Genomic DNA, 16,490 nt, shown 5'->3' on the forward strand with positions numbered 1-16,490 from the left:
ACCTTTTTGTCACATTTTCATATATTCCACAATCATTTTTTTATGCGATCCTACAATATAATCAGGTAGCTCTGTTACCGGGAAGAATTTAAGCTGAACCGCTTCTTCTTTATTCATAACAAAATTCCCTTCGTATTCATCGGTATAATAGGCTGTCGTTACGGATTGAAACTCATCACCGTTTGTTAATTTTGTAAAGTAGTTCGCTCCAGAAAATACATTGATTAATCGGAGGTTCTTTACTTCTATTCCTGTCTCTTCATATACTTCACGGTAAGCTGTTTCTTCTGGTGATTCACCAAGCTCCATTAGCCCGCCAGGCAACCCCCATTTTCCGTACGGCTCTGTTCGCTGTTGTAATAAAACATAACCATTTTCATTTATAACGAGTACAACAGCACCAACTAAAATTAAAGGGCGATGACCAACTACTTTTCGTAATTCTTCTACATATCCCATGGAAACACCTCCCATTTTTTCGTTGTCCACACTATTGTATCATATGTATGAAACGACAAAATGCGTATATTTTTCATTTTTTTAACAAAATATTTATTTTATGTGCTTCATCTACTGTAGCTAACATAATGGATTCGATTTCTGCACTCTTCTCTAAACACTCTTTCGCCCACTCTTCTGTTTTTCCTAATAAAGCGAGAACATCTTGCTGAATTCTTCCATCTTTCACTAATATAAAAGCAACTGGAGCTTTTTTCCCCGCCACTTTAAGGTCAAGCCGAGAAACTGCTTCATATTCTGGATACTGAAATATAGAAACAACACCACTCGCTTCCCACAATGCTAATTTAATCGTTTGAATATCGCTCACATTTTGTACGCGAAGTTCCGAAAATAAATATTCCACCGTAATTCTCGCTTTTTTTAAGTTACTAAAATCAATGGAACCATTATGTATAAGAATAATAGGTGCTGGCTCTAAAAAACGTCTCCACCTATCCCATTTCAACATTAAAACAGAGCTTATTATATGAAGTACAACGAGTATGAACGTTGTAATCATCGAACCGAGTAATCCAACCTTTTCATCTGATAATGCGTTAGAAATATTCCCCCCTAATAATAACACTAGTACAACGTCTAAAAATCTTAGTTGCGCAATAGACCTTTGCCCCATCGCTTTCGCAACAAGAATTAAAAATATATAAGCTATAATCGCTCGGATAATCCATTCGCCATTAGAAAGATGCCGTGCTCCTTCAAAAATATGCATAACTTTGCACTCCTTAAACGTCGCAAACTACACTTTTTTCTTAGTTTGCGACGTTTAAGGGCATATATGTAAAAAAGCTGATTCGTTTAAAAACGAGTCAGCTTTTTTTTACTTAACTGAAAACATATATTTTTTATACGTTTTCCGTACCGATAATATGAGCCCCATCATAATCATATTCGAGAATAAGGAACTTCCCCCATATGATAAGAAAGGTAACGCGATACCTTTTACAGGCATTAATCCAACGATCATACCAATATTTTGGAATATTTGAACCGTTAGTATTCCTATTGATCCAGCACATAATAATGTACCAAATAAATTATCAGCAGAATAACCGATAATAATTGTTCGATAAAGTAGTAACAGGAACAAGAACACAACTAGTGCTGCTACTATAAATCCGCCTTCTTCAGCAATTGTAGCGAAAATAAAGTCCGTGTGTTTCTCCGGAATATAGACGCTCCCTTCACCGTACCCTTTACCTTCCATACCTCCACTACCTACAGCTAAAATCGATTGCTGCGTTTGATAGCCTTCATTTGCATTTTCAAATGGATCTAGCCAACCTATAATACGTGATTGTTGGTGAGGTTTTAACAGAGTAACTAATTTATTAAAGAAGAAATCTGGATATTTTACAAATATAAATATTAATGTAGACAATATGGTCACCGGAATGACTGTACATATCGCAATTAATTTCTTTTGAATTCCTGACATAAATAAAATACATGCGATAGCTGCTGCATATAAGAACACCATTCCTGTGTCTGGCTGGCTATATACAACGGCCATAGGTGGAAGAGATACTAACATAATTTTCCCGACTAATTTCAAATCAGTTTGGAATGTCCGGGCCATATACTGAGCATTATGTTTCACCGCTAAACTGGCTATTATGAGAAGCAATGAAATTTTGAAAAACTCCGATGGCTGAATTTGTCCAGCTACTGGAAAAACAAACCATCTTTTTGCACCTAATTTTTCAGGTGTAAAACTGGAAACCGGTAGTATTTTCAAAAGAATAAGTGAACCAAACCCAGCGATATAAAGTGGCCAAGACAATTTTTGCCATTGATCTAAGTCGATGCTTGCAACAAGAAGTAACAATACAACCCCAATTATGTAGTTAACTCCCTGCTTCATAGCAAAGTTTGCATCTCCATACTGTCCGGTTTGCTGACTGCTATATATAGCAGCTATACTCGTAACACATAGTGCACACAAAATTAAAATTAATTTTACATCTAAACTTTTTAGAAACTCGGTACTTCTTTTCATGACATCCTCCTGAAACATTGTTACAGCAAAATAAAAAACCAGGAGTCAACATTCTTCATGTTTTGACGACTGATTACACATTATCTATAAAACACTTATATAGAATAACTCTCTTTTTCATACAATACAATATATTATACTACAGTTTCATCAGTAAGATTTGCCAAAAAATTATTCTTTTTTTATTTTATATCTATATACCATATATCAGCAATGTATTTTCGCAAATTCCTAATACATGATCATTCATTGTAAGATTACTGGGAAAGGTTTGTACATATAGTAGGATACAAATGAAGAAATGAAATGATAAAAAGCTCGCAAACGCGAGCTTTTTATTAATATACAGATGTATTGTTCTCTGACGTATTTTCTAAAATTTCTTTTACACGTCCTAAGAATTTACCACAAATTAAACCATCAAGTACACGGTGATCAAGTGATAAACATAAGTTAACCATGTCACGAGCACCGAACATACCATTATCCATAATTACTGGGCGTTTTACAATTGATTCAACTTGTAAAATAGCCGCTTGTGGGTAATTAATAATACCCATAGATTGAACAGAACCGAATGATCCTGTGTTATTAATTGTAAATGTTCCGCCTTGCATTTCATCAGCTTTTAATGATTTCGTGCGTACTTTTCCTGCAAGTTCTGTAATTTCGCGAGCGATACCTTTAATTGTTTTCTCGTCCGCGTGCTTAATTACTGGTACAAATAGTTCTTCCTCTGTTGCAACAGCGATAGAAAGGTTAATGTCTTTCTTCTGAACGATTTTATCGCCAGCCCACATTGAGTTAATTTGAGGATATTCTTTTAGCGCTTGTGCTACTGCTTTTACGAAGAAAGCAAAGAACGTTAAGTTAAAGCCTTCACGCTTTTTGAAATCGCCTTTAATTGAGTTACGGTATGATACAAGGTTTGTCACATCTACTTCAATCATCATCCAAGCATGAGGTGCCTCGTGTTTACTGCGTAACATATTTGCTGCAATTGCTTTACGCACACCTGTTACCGGAATCTCGATATCTCCAGGCATTGTCGGCACAGAAACTGGTTTTGCAGCTTCTACTTTTGACGCTACCGGGGCTACTGCCGCTGATTTTGGTGCTTCTGGACGCGCTGCTACTGCAACAACTGCCTCTTTCTTCGCACCTGCTTGCGGAATATTTCCAGATTCCACTAGCTTTAAAATATCTTTACGAGTAATACGGCCATTTGCCCCCGTACCTTCTACTAAATCTAAATCAACGTTATGCTCACCCGCAAGTTTTAACACAGCTGGTGAAAAACGTGGTTTTCCATCAGTTGGTTGTTTTGCTTTCGGTGCTTTTTCAGGCGTAGTTACTTCTGCCTTTGGTTCTTCTTTCGTTTTTTCCTCTACAGCTGTTGCTGCTACTTCATCTGCGCCTTCTACTTGAATGACACAAACAACTTCACCTACAGCTAACGTTTCACCTTCGCCAGCTATTAGCTCTTTCACAATACCAGTGAAAGAAGATGGTACTTCGGCATTTACTTTATCAGTCATTACTTCTGCAAGTGGATCATACTTGTTTACGTGATCGCCAACATTAACGAGCCATTTACTAATTGTACCCTCTGTAACGCTCTCCCCGAGCTGAGGCATTGTGATATTTTCTACAGCCATGTATAGTCCCCCCGATTAAAATTCCGCAAGTTCACGCATTGCTTTTTCAACTTTATCTGGATTTACCATAAAGAATTTTTCCATTGTTGGTGCATATGGCATTGCCGGAACGTCTGGGCCTGCAAGACGTGCGATTGGCGCATCTAAATCAAACAGACAATTTTCAGCAATAATTGCTGCCACTTCACTTATGATACTTCCTTCTTTATTGTCTTCTGTTACAAGAAGAACTTTACCTGTTTTAGAAGCTGCTTCAATAATCGCTTCTTTATCTAACGGATACACAGTACGTAAATCAAGAATGTGTGCAGAAATGCCATCTTGTGCTAATTTCTCAGCTGCTTGAAGAGCAAAGTGAACACATAATCCGTAAGTAATAACAGTAATATCATCACCTTCACGTTTTACATCTGCTTTTCCGATTGGTAATACGTAATCATCTTCTGGCACTTCACCTTTAATTAAGCGATATGCACGTTTATGTTCGAAGAATAATACTGGATCTTCATCACGAATTGCTGCTTTTAATAAGCCTTTTGCATCATATGGTGTAGAAGGGATAACAATTTTTAAACCTGGTTGGTTTGCAAACATCGCTTCTACAGATTGTGAATGATACAATGCACCGTGAACACCCCCGCCAAATGGCGCACGAATTGTAACTGGACAAGTCCAATCGTTGTTAGAACGATAACGAATTTTTGCTGCCTCAGAAACAATTTGGTTTACTGCTGGCATGATGAAATCAGCAAACTGCATTTCAGCGATTGGGCGCATACCATACATTGCCGCACCAATTGCTACCCCAGCAATTGCAGATTCTGCAAGCGGTGCATCAAGTGCACGATCTTCACCAAATTGATCATATAAACCGTGTGTCGCTTTAAACACGCCACCTTTTTTACCAACATCTTCTCCTAAAACGAATACTTTCTCATCGCGTTCCATTTCTTCGCGCATTGCTAATGTAATAGCATCAATATAAGACATTACAGCCATGAAACGTTCCCCCCTATTCTGCGTATACGTGCTTCAATGCATCTTCAGGTGCTGCATACGGAGCATTTTCTGCATATTCTGTTGCTTCATTTACGATATGCATAATTTCATCTAACATTTGTTTTTCAAATTCCTCAGTTAACACGCCAACTTCTTTTAAATAAGCTGCAAATGTTATAATTGAATCTTTTTTCTTCGCTTCTTCTACTTCTTCTTTATCACGGTAAACACGATCATCGTCGTCACTAGAATGTGCTGTTAAACGATATGATACTGTTTCAATTAAAGTCGGGCCTTCACCACGACGGCCGCGGTCTGCTGCTTCTTTTACAGCTTTATATACTGCAAGCGGATCGTTTCCGTCTATTGTATATCCAGGCATACCGTAACCAATTGCACGATCTGATACGTTTTTACATGCTAATTGTTTTTCAACTGGAATAGAGATTGCATATTTATTATTTTCACACATGAAAATAACAGGTAGTTTGTGTACACCAGCAAAGTTTGCCCCTTCATGGAAATCACCTTGGTTTGAAGAGCCTTCTCCGAATGTAACGAACGTTACTAAATCTTTCTTCTCCATTTTTCCAGCTAGTGCAATACCAACTGCATGTGGTACTTGTGTTGTTACTGGAGATGAACCTGTCACAATACGATTTTTCTTTTGACCGAAGTGACCAGGCATTTGACGACCACCAGAGTTTGGATCTCCAGCTTTCGCGAAAGCAGATAACATAAGTTCTTTTGCTGTCATACCAAACGCTAATACAACACCCATATCACGGTAGTATGGTAATGCATAATCTTTCTCTCTATCAAGAGCGAACGCTGCTCCAACTTGTGCAGCCTCTTGTCCTTGACAAGAAATTACGAATGGAATTTTACCTGCACGGTTTAATAACCACATACGTTCGTCGATTTTACGTGCAAGTAACATCGTACGGAACATTTCTAATACTTGCTCATCACTTAAACCAAACTCTTCATGGCGCTTTTCTTTTACTTCTGCCATTTTTCATAACCTCCTAAATCCACATTTTTATGCGTGTAACGCTCTTCCATCTACAGCTAATGCAGCTTCACCAATCGCCTCAGATAATGATGGATGCGGATGAATTGTATGTGCTACTTCCCAAGGTGTTGCATCAAGTACTCTTGCAAGACCCGCTTCAGAAATCATATCTGTTACGTGTGGTCCGATCATATGAACACCAAGAATGTCATTTGTTTCTTCATCAACTACAAGTTTTACAAAACCGTCTGATTCTCCGTATACAAGTGCCTTTCCGATTGCACGGAATGAGAATTTACCTACTTTTAACTTATAGCCTTTTTCTTTCGCTTCTCGTTCTGTTAAACCAACAGAAGCAACTTCTGGACTGCTATATACGCATTTCGATACCATAGAATAATCAATTGGTGTAACTTCTTTACCAGCAATATGTTCTACAGCAACAATTCCTTCATGCGAAGCAACGTGAGCAAGTTGTAGGCCACCGATTACATCTCCAATTGCGTAAATATGAGATTCCTTCGTTTGATAAAACTCATTTGTTTGAATGTATCCTTTTTCCACAACAATATCTGTATTCTCTAAGCCCATATTTTGCGTATTCGCTTGTCTTCCTACAGATACAAGCATTTTTTCTGCTTTAAATGCTTTATTCTCACCGTTATGTTCAGCTTGAATTGTTACTCCATTATCTTTTACCAATGTTTCTGGTAATACTTTTGCACCAGTTACCACTTTAATACCTTTTTTCTTGAATAGACGCTGCATTTCTTTTGAAACGTCATTATCCTCTAGTGGTAATATGTTTTTCGCATACTCTAATACTGTAACTTCTACACCGAAGTCAGCAAGCATAGATGCCCACTCAATACCAATTACACCGCCACCAACAATAATGATTGAACTAGGAAGCGTTTCCATTTTTAGGGCATGATCCGAAGACATTACATACTCTCCGTCTAACTCTAATCCTGGTAATGAATTTGGACGAGAACCTGTTGCAACAAGTACATTTTTTGGAATTAACATTTCATTCTCTTCTCCACTTGCAAGTTCAACTGAAATTGTACCTGGCATTGGAGAGAAAATAGATGGGCCAAGAATACGGCCAATACCTTCAAACACATCAATTTTACCTTGTTTCATTAAATGCTGAACGCCTTTATGAAGCTGCGTTACAATCTTCTCTTTACGCTCTTGTACTTTAGCAAAGTTTAGTTCTACGTTACTTGCAATAACTCCGAACTCTTCTCCTTTTTTAGCAGTTGCGTATACTTCCGCACTACGTAAAAGAGCTTTACTAGGAATACATCCTTTGTGTAAACAAGTACCACCAAGATTTTCTTTTTCAACAAGTGCAGTTTTTAACCCTAGTTGTGATGCACGAATAGCAGCAACATATCCACCAGTACCGCCGCCAACGATGACTAAATCATATTCTCTTGCCATTATCTCAACCCCTAGCTACTGTTTGTTTTTCTCGTACAACATATTCTTTTGGAGCTTCTTCTTCACGTAATACACGAAGTGCTCCTTCTGCTAACGCTTGTAATTCATCTTCTCCTGGATGTACGATAACATCTGCAATCCAGTGAACACGTTCTTTTATTTCATCGACAAGAATTTTACTGTACGCAAGTCCACCAGTTAATACGATTGCATCGATTTTCCCGTGAAGTACAGCACTAGCTCCGCCAATCTCTTTTGCAACTTGATATGCCATTGCTTTATAAATAAGAGTTGCTTCAGGATCACCTTTTTCAACCATTTGCTCTACTTTAATTGCATCGTTTGTACCGATAAGACTTACAAGTCCACCTTGTCCGACAAGTTTTTTAACCATTTCGTCTCGGTAATACTCACCAGAGAAACACATTTCAACTAATTGTCCTACCGGTACTGTACCAGCACGCTCTGGACTAAATGGTCCTTCTCCGTTTAAGCCATTATTAACATCGATAACTTTTCCTTTTTTATGAGCACCAACTGTAATACCGCCGCCCATATGTGTAACTAATAAATTTAAATCCTCATATTTGTGATTTAATTCATCTGCTACTTTACGAGCAACCGCTTTTTGGTTTAATGCATGGAAAATACTTTTACGTTCCATACCAGCAATACCGCTAATACGAGCAATTGGCTCCATTTCATCTACAACGACAGGATCCACAATGAATGCAGGAATATTTAATCCAGAAGCGATTTCATAAGCTAGAATGCCTCCGAGATTTGAAGCGTGATGACCGCTAAATCCGTTTTTTAAATCTTCTAACATTGAATCGTTTACTGTGTACGTGCCACCTTCGATTGGACGAAGTAATCCACCACGCCCACAAACAGCGTTCAATTTTGAAATGTTAATACCATGAGAATGTAGAACTTCTAAAATTGTTTCTTTTCGAAACTCATATTGATCGATAATTCGCTTATATTTTCCAATCTGTTCTTCATCATGACGAATTGTTTCTTCTAAAACGGGTCTTTCATTATCAAAAACACCAATTTTTGTGGATGTACTACCCGGATTAATAACAAGAATTCGATTTAAGGACAATGTTGCTACCTCCACTAATAAATTTAAAAGGAAGTGGAAACCTCATAAGAGGTAACCACACCTTTCGTAAAAGTTGTATATGAATGATTAGCGACGGCTAATAATGTCGTGACCGTTGCGTAAGTATGTGCTACGAGTGTTTTTCAAGCTTGCGATGCGCTCTTCAGCTAGACGATCTGCTGCTACATAAGTTGCTATGCCATCACGTTTTGAAATTTCGATTACTTTTGCAATTGTGTCATAAATAGACTCAACACGTTTTAATGCACGTTCTCTATTGTATCCATATAATTCGTCTGCTACGTTAATTACGCCACCTGCATTAATAACATAGTCTGGTGCGTATACAATACCCATTTCATGAATGATGTCGCCGTGACGATCTTCTTTTAATTGGTTATTTGCAGAACCTGCGATTACTTTTGCTTTAAGTTGTGGAATAGTTTCATCATTAACTGTTGCACCTAATGCACATGGTGCGTAAATATCACATTCAACACCGTAAATTTCATTTGGCTCAACTGCTGTTGCACCGAATTCTTCTACTGCACGTTGTACAGCTTCTTTATTAATATCTGTAACAATTAATTTTGCTCCTTCAGCGTGTAAATGTTTGCATAGGTGATATGCTACGTTACCAACACCTTGAATAGAAATTACTCTTCCTTCTAGGTTATCTGTACCGAACGCTTCTTTTGCAGCTGCTTTCATACCACGGTAAACACCGTATGCAGTTACTGGAGATGGGTTACCAGAAGAACCGAATGATGGTGAAATCCCTGTTACAAAATCAGTTTCTTCATGGATAATATCCATATCATCTACTGTTGTACCAACATCTTCAGCTGTAATGTAACGTCCGTTTAGTCCTTGAATGTAGCGTCCTAATGCACGGAACATCGCTTCGCTTTTATCTTTACGTGGATCACCGATAATTACTGTTTTTGCACCACCTAAGTTTAAACCAGCTGCTGCATTTTTGTATGTCATCCCTTTTGCAAGACGCAATGCATCTTCAATCGCCGCTTCTTCAGAATCATATGTCCACATTCTTGTTCCACCAAGAGCTGGTCCAAGTGTTGTATCATGGATTGCAATGATTGCTTTTAAACCAGATTCTTTATCTTGACAAAATACCACTTGCTCATAATCATATTTTTCTAAGTATTCGAAGATTTCTAATGTCATTGTCGTTTCCCCCTAATTGTTTTACCCTATTTGGTTTATTTTGAAGCAGTCGCAACTGCCAATGCTAATGAATATACTTTTGTTTCTGCTGAATCAGCACGTGATGTTAAAACAATCGGTGCTTTAGCGCCAGCAATCATCGCTCCTACCTTTGCATTTGCAAAATAGACGAGTGATTTATATAACACATTTCCAGCTTCAATCGTTGGGACGAGTAAAATGTCTGCCTTACCTGCTACATCACTTACTATGCCTTTATGTTCTGCTGCAATTTGTGATACTGCATTATCTAAAGCAAGTGGTCCATCAACGACACAATTTTTAATTTGTCCGCGGCGATTCATTTGAGTTAACATCGCTGCATCAATTGTCGCTTGCATCGCAGGATTAACAACCTCTACCGCTGCAATTGGCGCTACCTTCGGCAAATCAATTCCTATTGCCTGGGCAACTTCTACAGTATTTTGTATAATAGCAGCTTTTTGTGTTACATCAGGTGCAATGTTCATCGCTGCGTCTGTAACAAAAATAAGACGATCGTAATTTGGAACTTCAAACGCTGCAACGTGTGAAAGTACGCTGCCCTTACGAAGCCCCCACTCTTTATTTAATACAGCTTTCAAAATATTTGCTGTTGGGATGTTCCCCTTCATTAGTACATCTGCTTCGCCATTGCTTACAGATTTAACAGAAAGTTCTGCAGCCTCAGCACTTGACGCTGCTGCAATCACTTCAATATGTTCTGAAGTTTGTAACCCATGCTCTTGTAGCATCCCTATTATTTTCTCTTGATTTCCATATAGACGAAATTGAGCTAGCTGTAACTTAATTGCTTTCGCTACAGCTTCAATTACTTCATGATCTTCAGCTACTGCTACAGCCACAGTTTTTTTAGGTTGTCCTGCTGCTTGATCAATTAAGTGTTCTAACTTCATATTTTGTAATCAACCCTTTCCGTCGTCCCTCGTCTATTCATTAAGCAAATACCGTGCCAACTTTTAAAAGTGGTCTTACCAATAATGAAAACGCATTCAAAATGCAGTAAAATCAATACTTTGGAAAACAACGAAATATTCTGTCTCGTTTTGCCGCTTTTTGTATACCATGCAATAAATTGCACGGTACGCAATTTATTGCATGCTATTTTTTGCACAGTCGTACTTTTCTAGCTTGTAATATAAGTTTCGAACTGAAATTCCTAACGCTTTTGCAGTCTTCGTTTTGTTCCCCTCAAATTTCTCTAAATATTCACGGATAATATTCCCCTCAAATTCTGTCACTAGGTGTTCAAGGGCCTTCTCTTCTAATTCAGGTAATAAATTATTTTGTTTCGGCTCTACTTGTTCTTCTTTATGTAAAGGCGGTAAATGATGTACATCAATATATATCTCGTTATAATTCATAAAGATAATAGCTCGTCCTAAAATATTTTCAAGTTCCCTAACATTTCCTGGCCATTCATATGATTGTAAATACGAAACGGCTGAATCGGTGAGTCCTTCTACATTACGACCATAATCTTGATTAATTTTTTGAATTAACCTTTCTGCAATCGCTGGTATGTCTCCTTTACGCTGACGAAGGGAAGGAATTTGAATCGGAATTTTATTTAAACGATAATATAAGTCCTCTCTGAACTTCCCTTCTAAAATAGCTTTTTCTAAATTCACATGCGTCGCAGCGATCACTCGAACATTAATAGGTATCGCTTTTGTTCCCCCTACTTTCACAATTTCTTTTTCTTGTAGTACACGAAGGAGCTTCGCTTGCGTATTTGCAGATAACTCTCCGATTTCATCTAAAAAAACACTTCCATTATTCGCTTCTTCAAAGAATCCTCGTTTCCCGCCTCTTTTCGCTCCAGAAAACGCGCCTTCCTCATAACCGAATAATTCACTTTCTAATAAGCTCTCAGAAATAGCAGCACAGTTTACTCGTACAAACTTATTGTATTTTCGATTACTACCGTTATGAATAGCGTGTGCAAATAACTCTTTCCCCGTACCAGATTCCCCTCTAAGCAATACTGTTGCCGGTGTATTCGCTCCAAGTTTTGCTTGTTCAATAGCTGCCGTCGTTTCATCTGAATCACCAACAATATCATCAAATGAATATTTTGCTTCTAACGTTCGAATAATTTGTCTTGCCCTATTCAATTCATTTGTTAACTTTTGAATTTCTGATACATCGCGAATTACCCCGACGCTCCCTTTCAATATTCCATCAACAATAACCGGTGCTACGTTTACAATTACATCTCGCTTTTTTTGCCCAATCTTCATATGTATCCCTCGTACTGCTCGGCGCGTCCGAAGTACTTTCATATGCATACTTTCACCTTCTACAATATCAGTTGTAGCCGGCTTCCCAATAATTTCTTCTTCAGTCAAACCCGTTAACTTCGTATAAGCAGGGTTTATAACTAGTCCTCTTCCTTTCTCATCAACAACCGAAATCGCTTCCTCAGATGAGTTAATAATCGCCTCAAGTAGCGTTTGAATTTCTTTTAAGTCTGTAACTTCTTCTGCTAAATCTACAACTTCTGTAATGTCTTTAAAAATCGCAAATGCTCCTTGAACCTCTCCATCTTCTTTTAATATTGGAATACGCGTTGTAATGATCTTATTTTCATTCTCTAGCGTCAGTTCATGATTCACTTCTATTTGTTTCGTACGTATAATCCGAAGCAGCTTACTCGTTGGAATAACTTCTAAAATATATTTCCCTATTGCTTCCTCTTTTTTATATCCAGTAATACGCTCTGCGCTTTTATTAAACAAACGCACTTGTCCCTCTTGGTCTATAACAATCATACCGTCGTGCGTAGAATTTAAAATTAAATTCCCTTGTTGCGTCTGTTCTTCTAGCTTCCCAATTAAGCTTTCCTTCTCATGCGCTAGTCTCGTAACAATTTTTGCAATATCCCCTGGTATAAGAAGGGTGTCTTTATGCTTGCTGCCCAATAAAACTTTATGTAAATCATAATCACCTGTCATATCAAACATTACATCAATATGCATAGAAAGAAACGGAGTTACACTATCACCAATTGGAGTCCCATATTCCTTTGCGATTTGTAATCCTTTCGCAATTGGATTAATATCAATAACTCCTATAATTTGAAATATATTCGAATTTTGTAACAGACTCAGCAGTGTACTCCCACCTTCACCCGCTCCAACAATTAACACCTTTTGTTTCATACATTACACTTCCTCTCGAAGTATCTCTGCAAAATTTTTCACATCCTTATCTTACTCGTTCAGCAATCTCTTGACAAACCCCCTTTTCATATAACATCATTAAAATAAACAAAATAATCTGAAAAGGGGCGTTATGTATGCAGCGTTACCTCGCTCTATCATTAGCACTCATCCCGATTTCATTAGCCGTGCTTGGTATTAAACTAATGCGAGATACTGTATTTGGGATTTTATTCTCCCCAATCCCTATATTATGGTTACAATTTTTAATCGGCGCTCTTTGCTTTGCACTCGGGTTTTATATTTTCGGCGGCTTCGTCTTACACAGAGATCGTAAGAGAAATAAAGTACAAGCCCGCTTCAGAAGATAGAACAACGTTTTCACATACCGATAAAAAAATGAGACCATCATATTAGGTCTCATTTTTTATCGGTAATAAAGTTCTTGCTGTTTCAGGATAATCAGTAATAATCGCCGATATGTTCATATCAAAATATTTACGCATAAGCGTTTCTTCATTTATCGTGTAAGGACGAACCTCTACCCCACTTTCCATCGTTAATTCAGCGATGGCATCTTGAAGATAACGATAATTCGGATGCACTGCAGTAGCACCCATCTTTTTTGCATATGCCCACGGGCTATGCAAGCCTTCACGATACAAAATAGCTGTTTGAATATCAGGAGCCATCATATGGCACCGTTTCATACTATAGTGGTTAAACGAAGAAAATATAACCCGATCCTCCAGACTAAACTTACGTACAAGTGTTATAACCTCTTCTTCTAAACCTCTGTATGGAATTTTATCATTTTTAAGTTCAATATTAAGTAGCAATTGCGTTTTTCCAAGCCACTCCAGTACCTCTTCTAAAAGAGGAATTTTACAAAAACCTACTTTTTCACTAAATTTATAACTTGCATCTAACTTACATAAATCCTCGTATAAATAATTTCGAACAGCACCTTTTCCATTCGTCGTTCGATTCACAGTTTCATCATGAATAACGACAACTTTTCCATCTTTCGTTAATTGAACATCGAGTTCAATTCCGTCTGCCCCGAAAGCCTCTGCTGCTTCAAATGAAATCATTGTATTTTCCGGATACGTTCCCGCCGCACCACGATGCGCAAATATAAGAGTCATCCTCACTCCCCCAATCTTATGCTATACTATACGAAAAAGGAGGTACTTCTATGAGACCATTACAAATTTCTCCAGACACTGCAGTCCGCCTATCAAAAGCGTTAGGTGTTCCACTTGAACAACTTATGCATATGCCACAGCATATTTTAATCCAAAAGTTAGTTGAATTAGAAAAACAAAATAAAGACGAAGAATAATATAGTCCTGTTTTGCAGGGCTTTTTATTATCATCTATTATATCACGGATAACTTACCCACTAAAATTATGAATGCATGGAACAACAAAATAAAAAGCCTCTATAAAGAAGCTTTTTCTACAAATTGCAAATTTTAATTTCCTCCAACCTATTGAAGGTCTCCAGATTTGTGTAATTCACCTGTTACTCCATCTCCAAAATTATTTAAAGAAAAAGTTTGCTCTTCTAGCGGATCCATAACTCCTGTAGCTTTTCCGATATTACCACCTTGCAGTTTCCAAAAGTAGTTATGATCGTCCACAACTTTACTAAAGTCTTTGTTTATCCATCTTTCAGCAATCGCTAAAAGTTCTTCTTTCGTTTCAAAATTACTCTCATTTAAGATACTTCTTACTTTTTCAGCATTCTCTTTAGACATCGGGATTGCTCCCCATTTTTGCTCAGCTATTACTTTTTGGTGAGTCATACTATGCATCGCTTTAACTAAGTCTTCTTCAGTAGAATCTTTTGTAATTTGAAGTTTCGCACTTGCGCCACCAATCTCACCAAACTGCGCTTCTTTTTCTTTTGGAACTGTTTTATATTCGCTTGTATCTATTTCAGCACTAGCTTGTTTGTCCGCCGGATTATCTGCAAGTTCTAACATTCCATAAGTTATACCAGCAGTAAGCCCAACTAAGCCTATTGCACATCCAATCCAAATTAAAATTTTCTTTTTCATATAAACCTCCCAATATTCCCTAGTAAATTCCCTAACAAATATCATATCAAGAAATATCCCTTTATAGATAATTTTACTAAATATATGTTTTATTTTCCATATAAATAAATGAATCACCTTTAAATGTGTCATAATCATATTTCTTATGAAATACTACTTCAATATTATCCTTATAACAAAATAAAAGATCAATGAGTGTTTTAAACTCATTGATCTTTTATAAAAAAATTTATTTTGAATATACTAATCTCAGCTAGCCTTATGTTCAAGTCTTAGCTTATCCGCAACCATTGCGATGAACTCAGAATTCGTAGGTTTTGCTTTTGACATCGATACAGTATAACCAAATAAGGACGAAATAGAATCAATATTCCCACGGCTCCAAGCTACTTCAATTGCGTGACGGATTGCGCGCTCGACACGACTTGCTGTTGTATTATATTTCTTTGCGATATCTGGATATAATACTTTCGTAATAGATCCTAGTAATTCGATATCATTGTACACCATAGAGATTGCTTCTCGTAAGTACATATATCCTTTAATATGAGCGGGTACACCAATTTCATGAATGATACTTGTAATACTCGCATCTAAGTTTTTCGGTTTGCCATCAATCGTTGTTGCTGATCGGAAAGATGGTAATGGACGTTTAATGGTAGAATTTTCCTTACCGCTAACTTGACGAATATGACTTGTTAAATTCTCCATATCAAATGGTTTTAATATGAAATATGATGCCCCTAAATCAACCGCTTTTTTCGTCACATCTTCTTGTCCGAATGCTGTCAACATAATAACGTTAGGTTGTCTTAACCTTTCAATATGTCGCATTTTCTCTAGCACAGCTAGACCATCTAAATGTGGCATAATAATGTCTAAAACGAGTATATCAGGCTGCTTTTCTTTCAATAAGTTTAAACATTCTTGACCATTGTAAGCAATTCCAATAACTTCCATATCATCCTGAGCAGCAACATAGCTCTCTAGCATCGATACCAATTCTTTATTATCATCCACAAGACATACTTTAATTTTCTCCACAGTTTTTCCTCCCTTACCGAATCGATTCTTCCGACATGTGTAAGCTTCTAGGCTACATGAATTGTTCGACAATTGTGTGAAAATTCCCTTTAAAGTTTCTTACTTTCCGATAAAATCACAAAAAAATATGTTTATCGTTCATTTTTTTCCTTTCGCAACACATTCCATCATAGAATTACAGCGAAACGTTCAACCCTTTGCTTATATTTTACAACAAAAAACAGCTCTTGCGGAGCTTTTAC

At 37.3% G+C, this 16,490-nt stretch carries 16 protein-coding genes; 2 read left to right on the forward strand and 14 right to left on the reverse strand.

Annotation, left to right across the window (positions count from 1 at the left end; translation table 11 throughout):
• Positions 1-9 precede the first annotated feature (9 nt).
• From NSQ47_RS14310 to NSQ47_RS14360, 11 genes are all read right to left on the reverse strand, one after another.
• Entirely contained in the window at positions 10-459 is a 450-nt protein-coding gene (locus NSQ47_RS14310; RefSeq protein ID WP_078172844.1) for an NUDIX hydrolase, read from the reverse strand.
• 73 nt (positions 460-532) lie between these two features.
• Positions 533-1,231, reverse strand: a complete 699-nt coding sequence (locus NSQ47_RS14315; RefSeq protein ID WP_341037200.1) for a DUF421 domain-containing protein — start codon at positions 1,229-1,231, stop codon at positions 533-535.
• A gap of 108 nt (positions 1,232-1,339) precedes the next feature.
• Entirely contained in the window at positions 1,340-2,518 is a 1,179-nt protein-coding gene (locus tag NSQ47_RS14320) for an FtsW/RodA/SpoVE family cell cycle protein (RefSeq protein WP_002111722.1), read from the reverse strand.
• Between the two features lie 338 nt (positions 2,519-2,856).
• Complete coding sequence (locus NSQ47_RS14325; protein WP_002160556.1) at positions 2,857-4,176, reverse strand: dihydrolipoamide acetyltransferase family protein; 1,320 nt, start codon at positions 4,174-4,176, stop codon at positions 2,857-2,859.
• 15 nt (positions 4,177-4,191) lie between these two features.
• Positions 4,192-5,175 carry a 3-methyl-2-oxobutanoate dehydrogenase subunit beta gene (gene bfmBAB, locus NSQ47_RS14330; protein ID WP_000290070.1) on the reverse strand — a complete coding sequence of 328 codons (984 nt, stop codon included), beginning with the start codon at positions 5,173-5,175 and terminating at the stop codon, positions 4,192-4,194.
• 13 nt (positions 5,176-5,188) lie between these two features.
• Positions 5,189-6,190 (reverse strand): 3-methyl-2-oxobutanoate dehydrogenase subunit alpha, encoded by a 1,002-nt coding sequence (gene bfmBAA / locus NSQ47_RS14335; RefSeq protein ID WP_002111726.1) that lies wholly within the window; start codon positions 6,188-6,190, stop codon positions 5,189-5,191.
• A gap of 27 nt (positions 6,191-6,217) precedes the next feature.
• Positions 6,218-7,639 carry a dihydrolipoyl dehydrogenase gene (gene lpdA, locus NSQ47_RS14340; protein ID WP_002111728.1) on the reverse strand — a complete coding sequence of 474 codons (1,422 nt, stop codon included), beginning with the start codon at positions 7,637-7,639 and terminating at the stop codon, positions 6,218-6,220.
• 4 nt (positions 7,640-7,643) lie between these two features.
• Complete coding sequence (gene buk / locus NSQ47_RS14345; RefSeq protein ID WP_088079347.1) at positions 7,644-8,747, reverse strand: butyrate kinase; 1,104 nt, start codon at positions 8,745-8,747, stop codon at positions 7,644-7,646.
• An 87-nt stretch (positions 8,748-8,834) separates the two neighbouring features.
• A complete protein-coding gene (locus tag NSQ47_RS14350) occupies positions 8,835-9,935 on the reverse strand; it encodes a leucine dehydrogenase (RefSeq protein ID WP_002145827.1) in 1,101 nt (366 codons plus the stop codon).
• Positions 9,936-9,970: 35 nt separating this feature from the next.
• Positions 9,971-10,870, reverse strand: a complete 900-nt coding sequence (gene yqiS, locus NSQ47_RS14355) for a phosphate butyryltransferase (protein WP_002033959.1) — start codon at positions 10,868-10,870, stop codon at positions 9,971-9,973.
• A gap of 195 nt (positions 10,871-11,065) precedes the next feature.
• Complete coding sequence (locus NSQ47_RS14360) at positions 11,066-13,138, reverse strand: sigma-54 interaction domain-containing protein (protein ID WP_088079349.1); 2,073 nt, start codon at positions 13,136-13,138, stop codon at positions 11,066-11,068.
• 137 nt (positions 13,139-13,275) lie between these two features.
• On the opposite strand from NSQ47_RS14360, the gene NSQ47_RS14365 reads away from it, so the two are divergent.
• Positions 13,276-13,509: a DUF2627 domain-containing protein gene (locus NSQ47_RS14365; protein ID WP_002111735.1), complete on the forward strand. Its 234-nt coding sequence runs from the start codon at positions 13,276-13,278 to the stop codon at positions 13,507-13,509.
• A 42-nt stretch (positions 13,510-13,551) separates the two neighbouring features.
• Here NSQ47_RS14365 and NSQ47_RS14370 read toward each other — a convergent pair whose 3' ends face one another.
• Entirely contained in the window at positions 13,552-14,286 is a 735-nt protein-coding gene (locus NSQ47_RS14370) for a glycerophosphodiester phosphodiesterase (RefSeq protein WP_002111737.1), read from the reverse strand.
• A 50-nt stretch (positions 14,287-14,336) separates the two neighbouring features.
• Between NSQ47_RS14370 and NSQ47_RS14375 the strand changes: the two genes are divergently transcribed.
• Positions 14,337-14,483: a YycC family protein gene (locus tag NSQ47_RS14375; RefSeq protein WP_001247671.1), complete on the forward strand. Its 147-nt coding sequence runs from the start codon at positions 14,337-14,339 to the stop codon at positions 14,481-14,483.
• A gap of 148 nt (positions 14,484-14,631) precedes the next feature.
• Here NSQ47_RS14375 and NSQ47_RS14380 read toward each other — a convergent pair whose 3' ends face one another.
• A complete protein-coding gene (locus NSQ47_RS14380) occupies positions 14,632-15,204 on the reverse strand; it encodes a PRK06770 family protein (RefSeq protein ID WP_016106126.1) in 573 nt (190 codons plus the stop codon).
• Positions 15,205-15,453: 249 nt separating this feature from the next.
• Positions 15,454-16,248 (reverse strand): sporulation transcription factor Spo0A, encoded by a 795-nt coding sequence (gene spo0A / locus NSQ47_RS14385; protein ID WP_016100158.1) that lies wholly within the window; start codon positions 16,246-16,248, stop codon positions 15,454-15,456.
• Between the last annotated feature and the right edge of the window lie 242 nt (positions 16,249-16,490).

This window comes from Bacillus sp. FSL R10-2780, from assembly GCF_038006125.1.
GTDB classification, from domain to species: domain Bacteria; phylum Bacillota; class Bacilli; order Bacillales; family Bacillaceae_G; genus Bacillus_A; species Bacillus_A cereus_U.

What these genes read in the sequence shown, in the direction of transcription:
- NSQ47_RS14310 (WP_078172844.1), bottom strand. Translation starts at nt 459, where the DNA reads ATGGGATATGTAGAAGAATTACGAAAAGTAGTTGGTCATCGCCCTTTA.
- lpdA (WP_002111728.1), bottom strand. Translation starts at nt 7,639, where the DNA reads ATGGCAAGAGAATATGATTTAGTCATCGTTGGCGGCGGTACTGGTGGA.
- NSQ47_RS14365 (WP_002111735.1), top strand. Translation starts at nt 13,276, where the DNA reads ATGCAGCGTTACCTCGCTCTATCATTAGCACTCATCCCGATTTCATTA.
- yqiS (WP_002033959.1), bottom strand. Translation starts at nt 10,870, where the DNA reads ATGAAGTTAGAACACTTAATTGATCAAGCAGCAGGACAACCTAAAAAA.
- NSQ47_RS14315 (WP_341037200.1), bottom strand. Translation starts at nt 1,231, where the DNA reads ATGCATATTTTTGAAGGAGCACGGCATCTTTCTAATGGCGAATGGATT.
- NSQ47_RS14375 (WP_001247671.1), top strand. Translation starts at nt 14,337, where the DNA reads ATGAGACCATTACAAATTTCTCCAGACACTGCAGTCCGCCTATCAAAA.
- bfmBAA (WP_002111726.1), bottom strand. Translation starts at nt 6,190, where the DNA reads ATGGCAGAAGTAAAAGAAAAGCGCCATGAAGAGTTTGGTTTAAGTGAT.
- NSQ47_RS14350 (WP_002145827.1), bottom strand. Translation starts at nt 9,935, where the DNA reads ATGACATTAGAAATCTTCGAATACTTAGAAAAATATGATTATGAGCAA.
- NSQ47_RS14360 (WP_088079349.1), bottom strand. Translation starts at nt 13,138, where the DNA reads ATGAAACAAAAGGTGTTAATTGTTGGAGCGGGTGAAGGTGGGAGTACA.
- bfmBAB (WP_000290070.1), bottom strand. Translation starts at nt 5,175, where the DNA reads ATGGCTGTAATGTCTTATATTGATGCTATTACATTAGCAATGCGCGAA.
- NSQ47_RS14320 (WP_002111722.1), bottom strand. Translation starts at nt 2,518, where the DNA reads ATGAAAAGAAGTACCGAGTTTCTAAAAAGTTTAGATGTAAAATTAATT.
- NSQ47_RS14380 (WP_016106126.1), bottom strand. Translation starts at nt 15,204, where the DNA reads ATGAAAAAGAAAATTTTAATTTGGATTGGATGTGCAATAGGCTTAGTT.
- NSQ47_RS14370 (WP_002111737.1), bottom strand. Translation starts at nt 14,286, where the DNA reads ATGACTCTTATATTTGCGCATCGTGGTGCGGCGGGAACGTATCCGGAA.
- NSQ47_RS14325 (WP_002160556.1), bottom strand. Translation starts at nt 4,176, where the DNA reads ATGGCTGTAGAAAATATCACAATGCCTCAGCTCGGGGAGAGCGTTACA.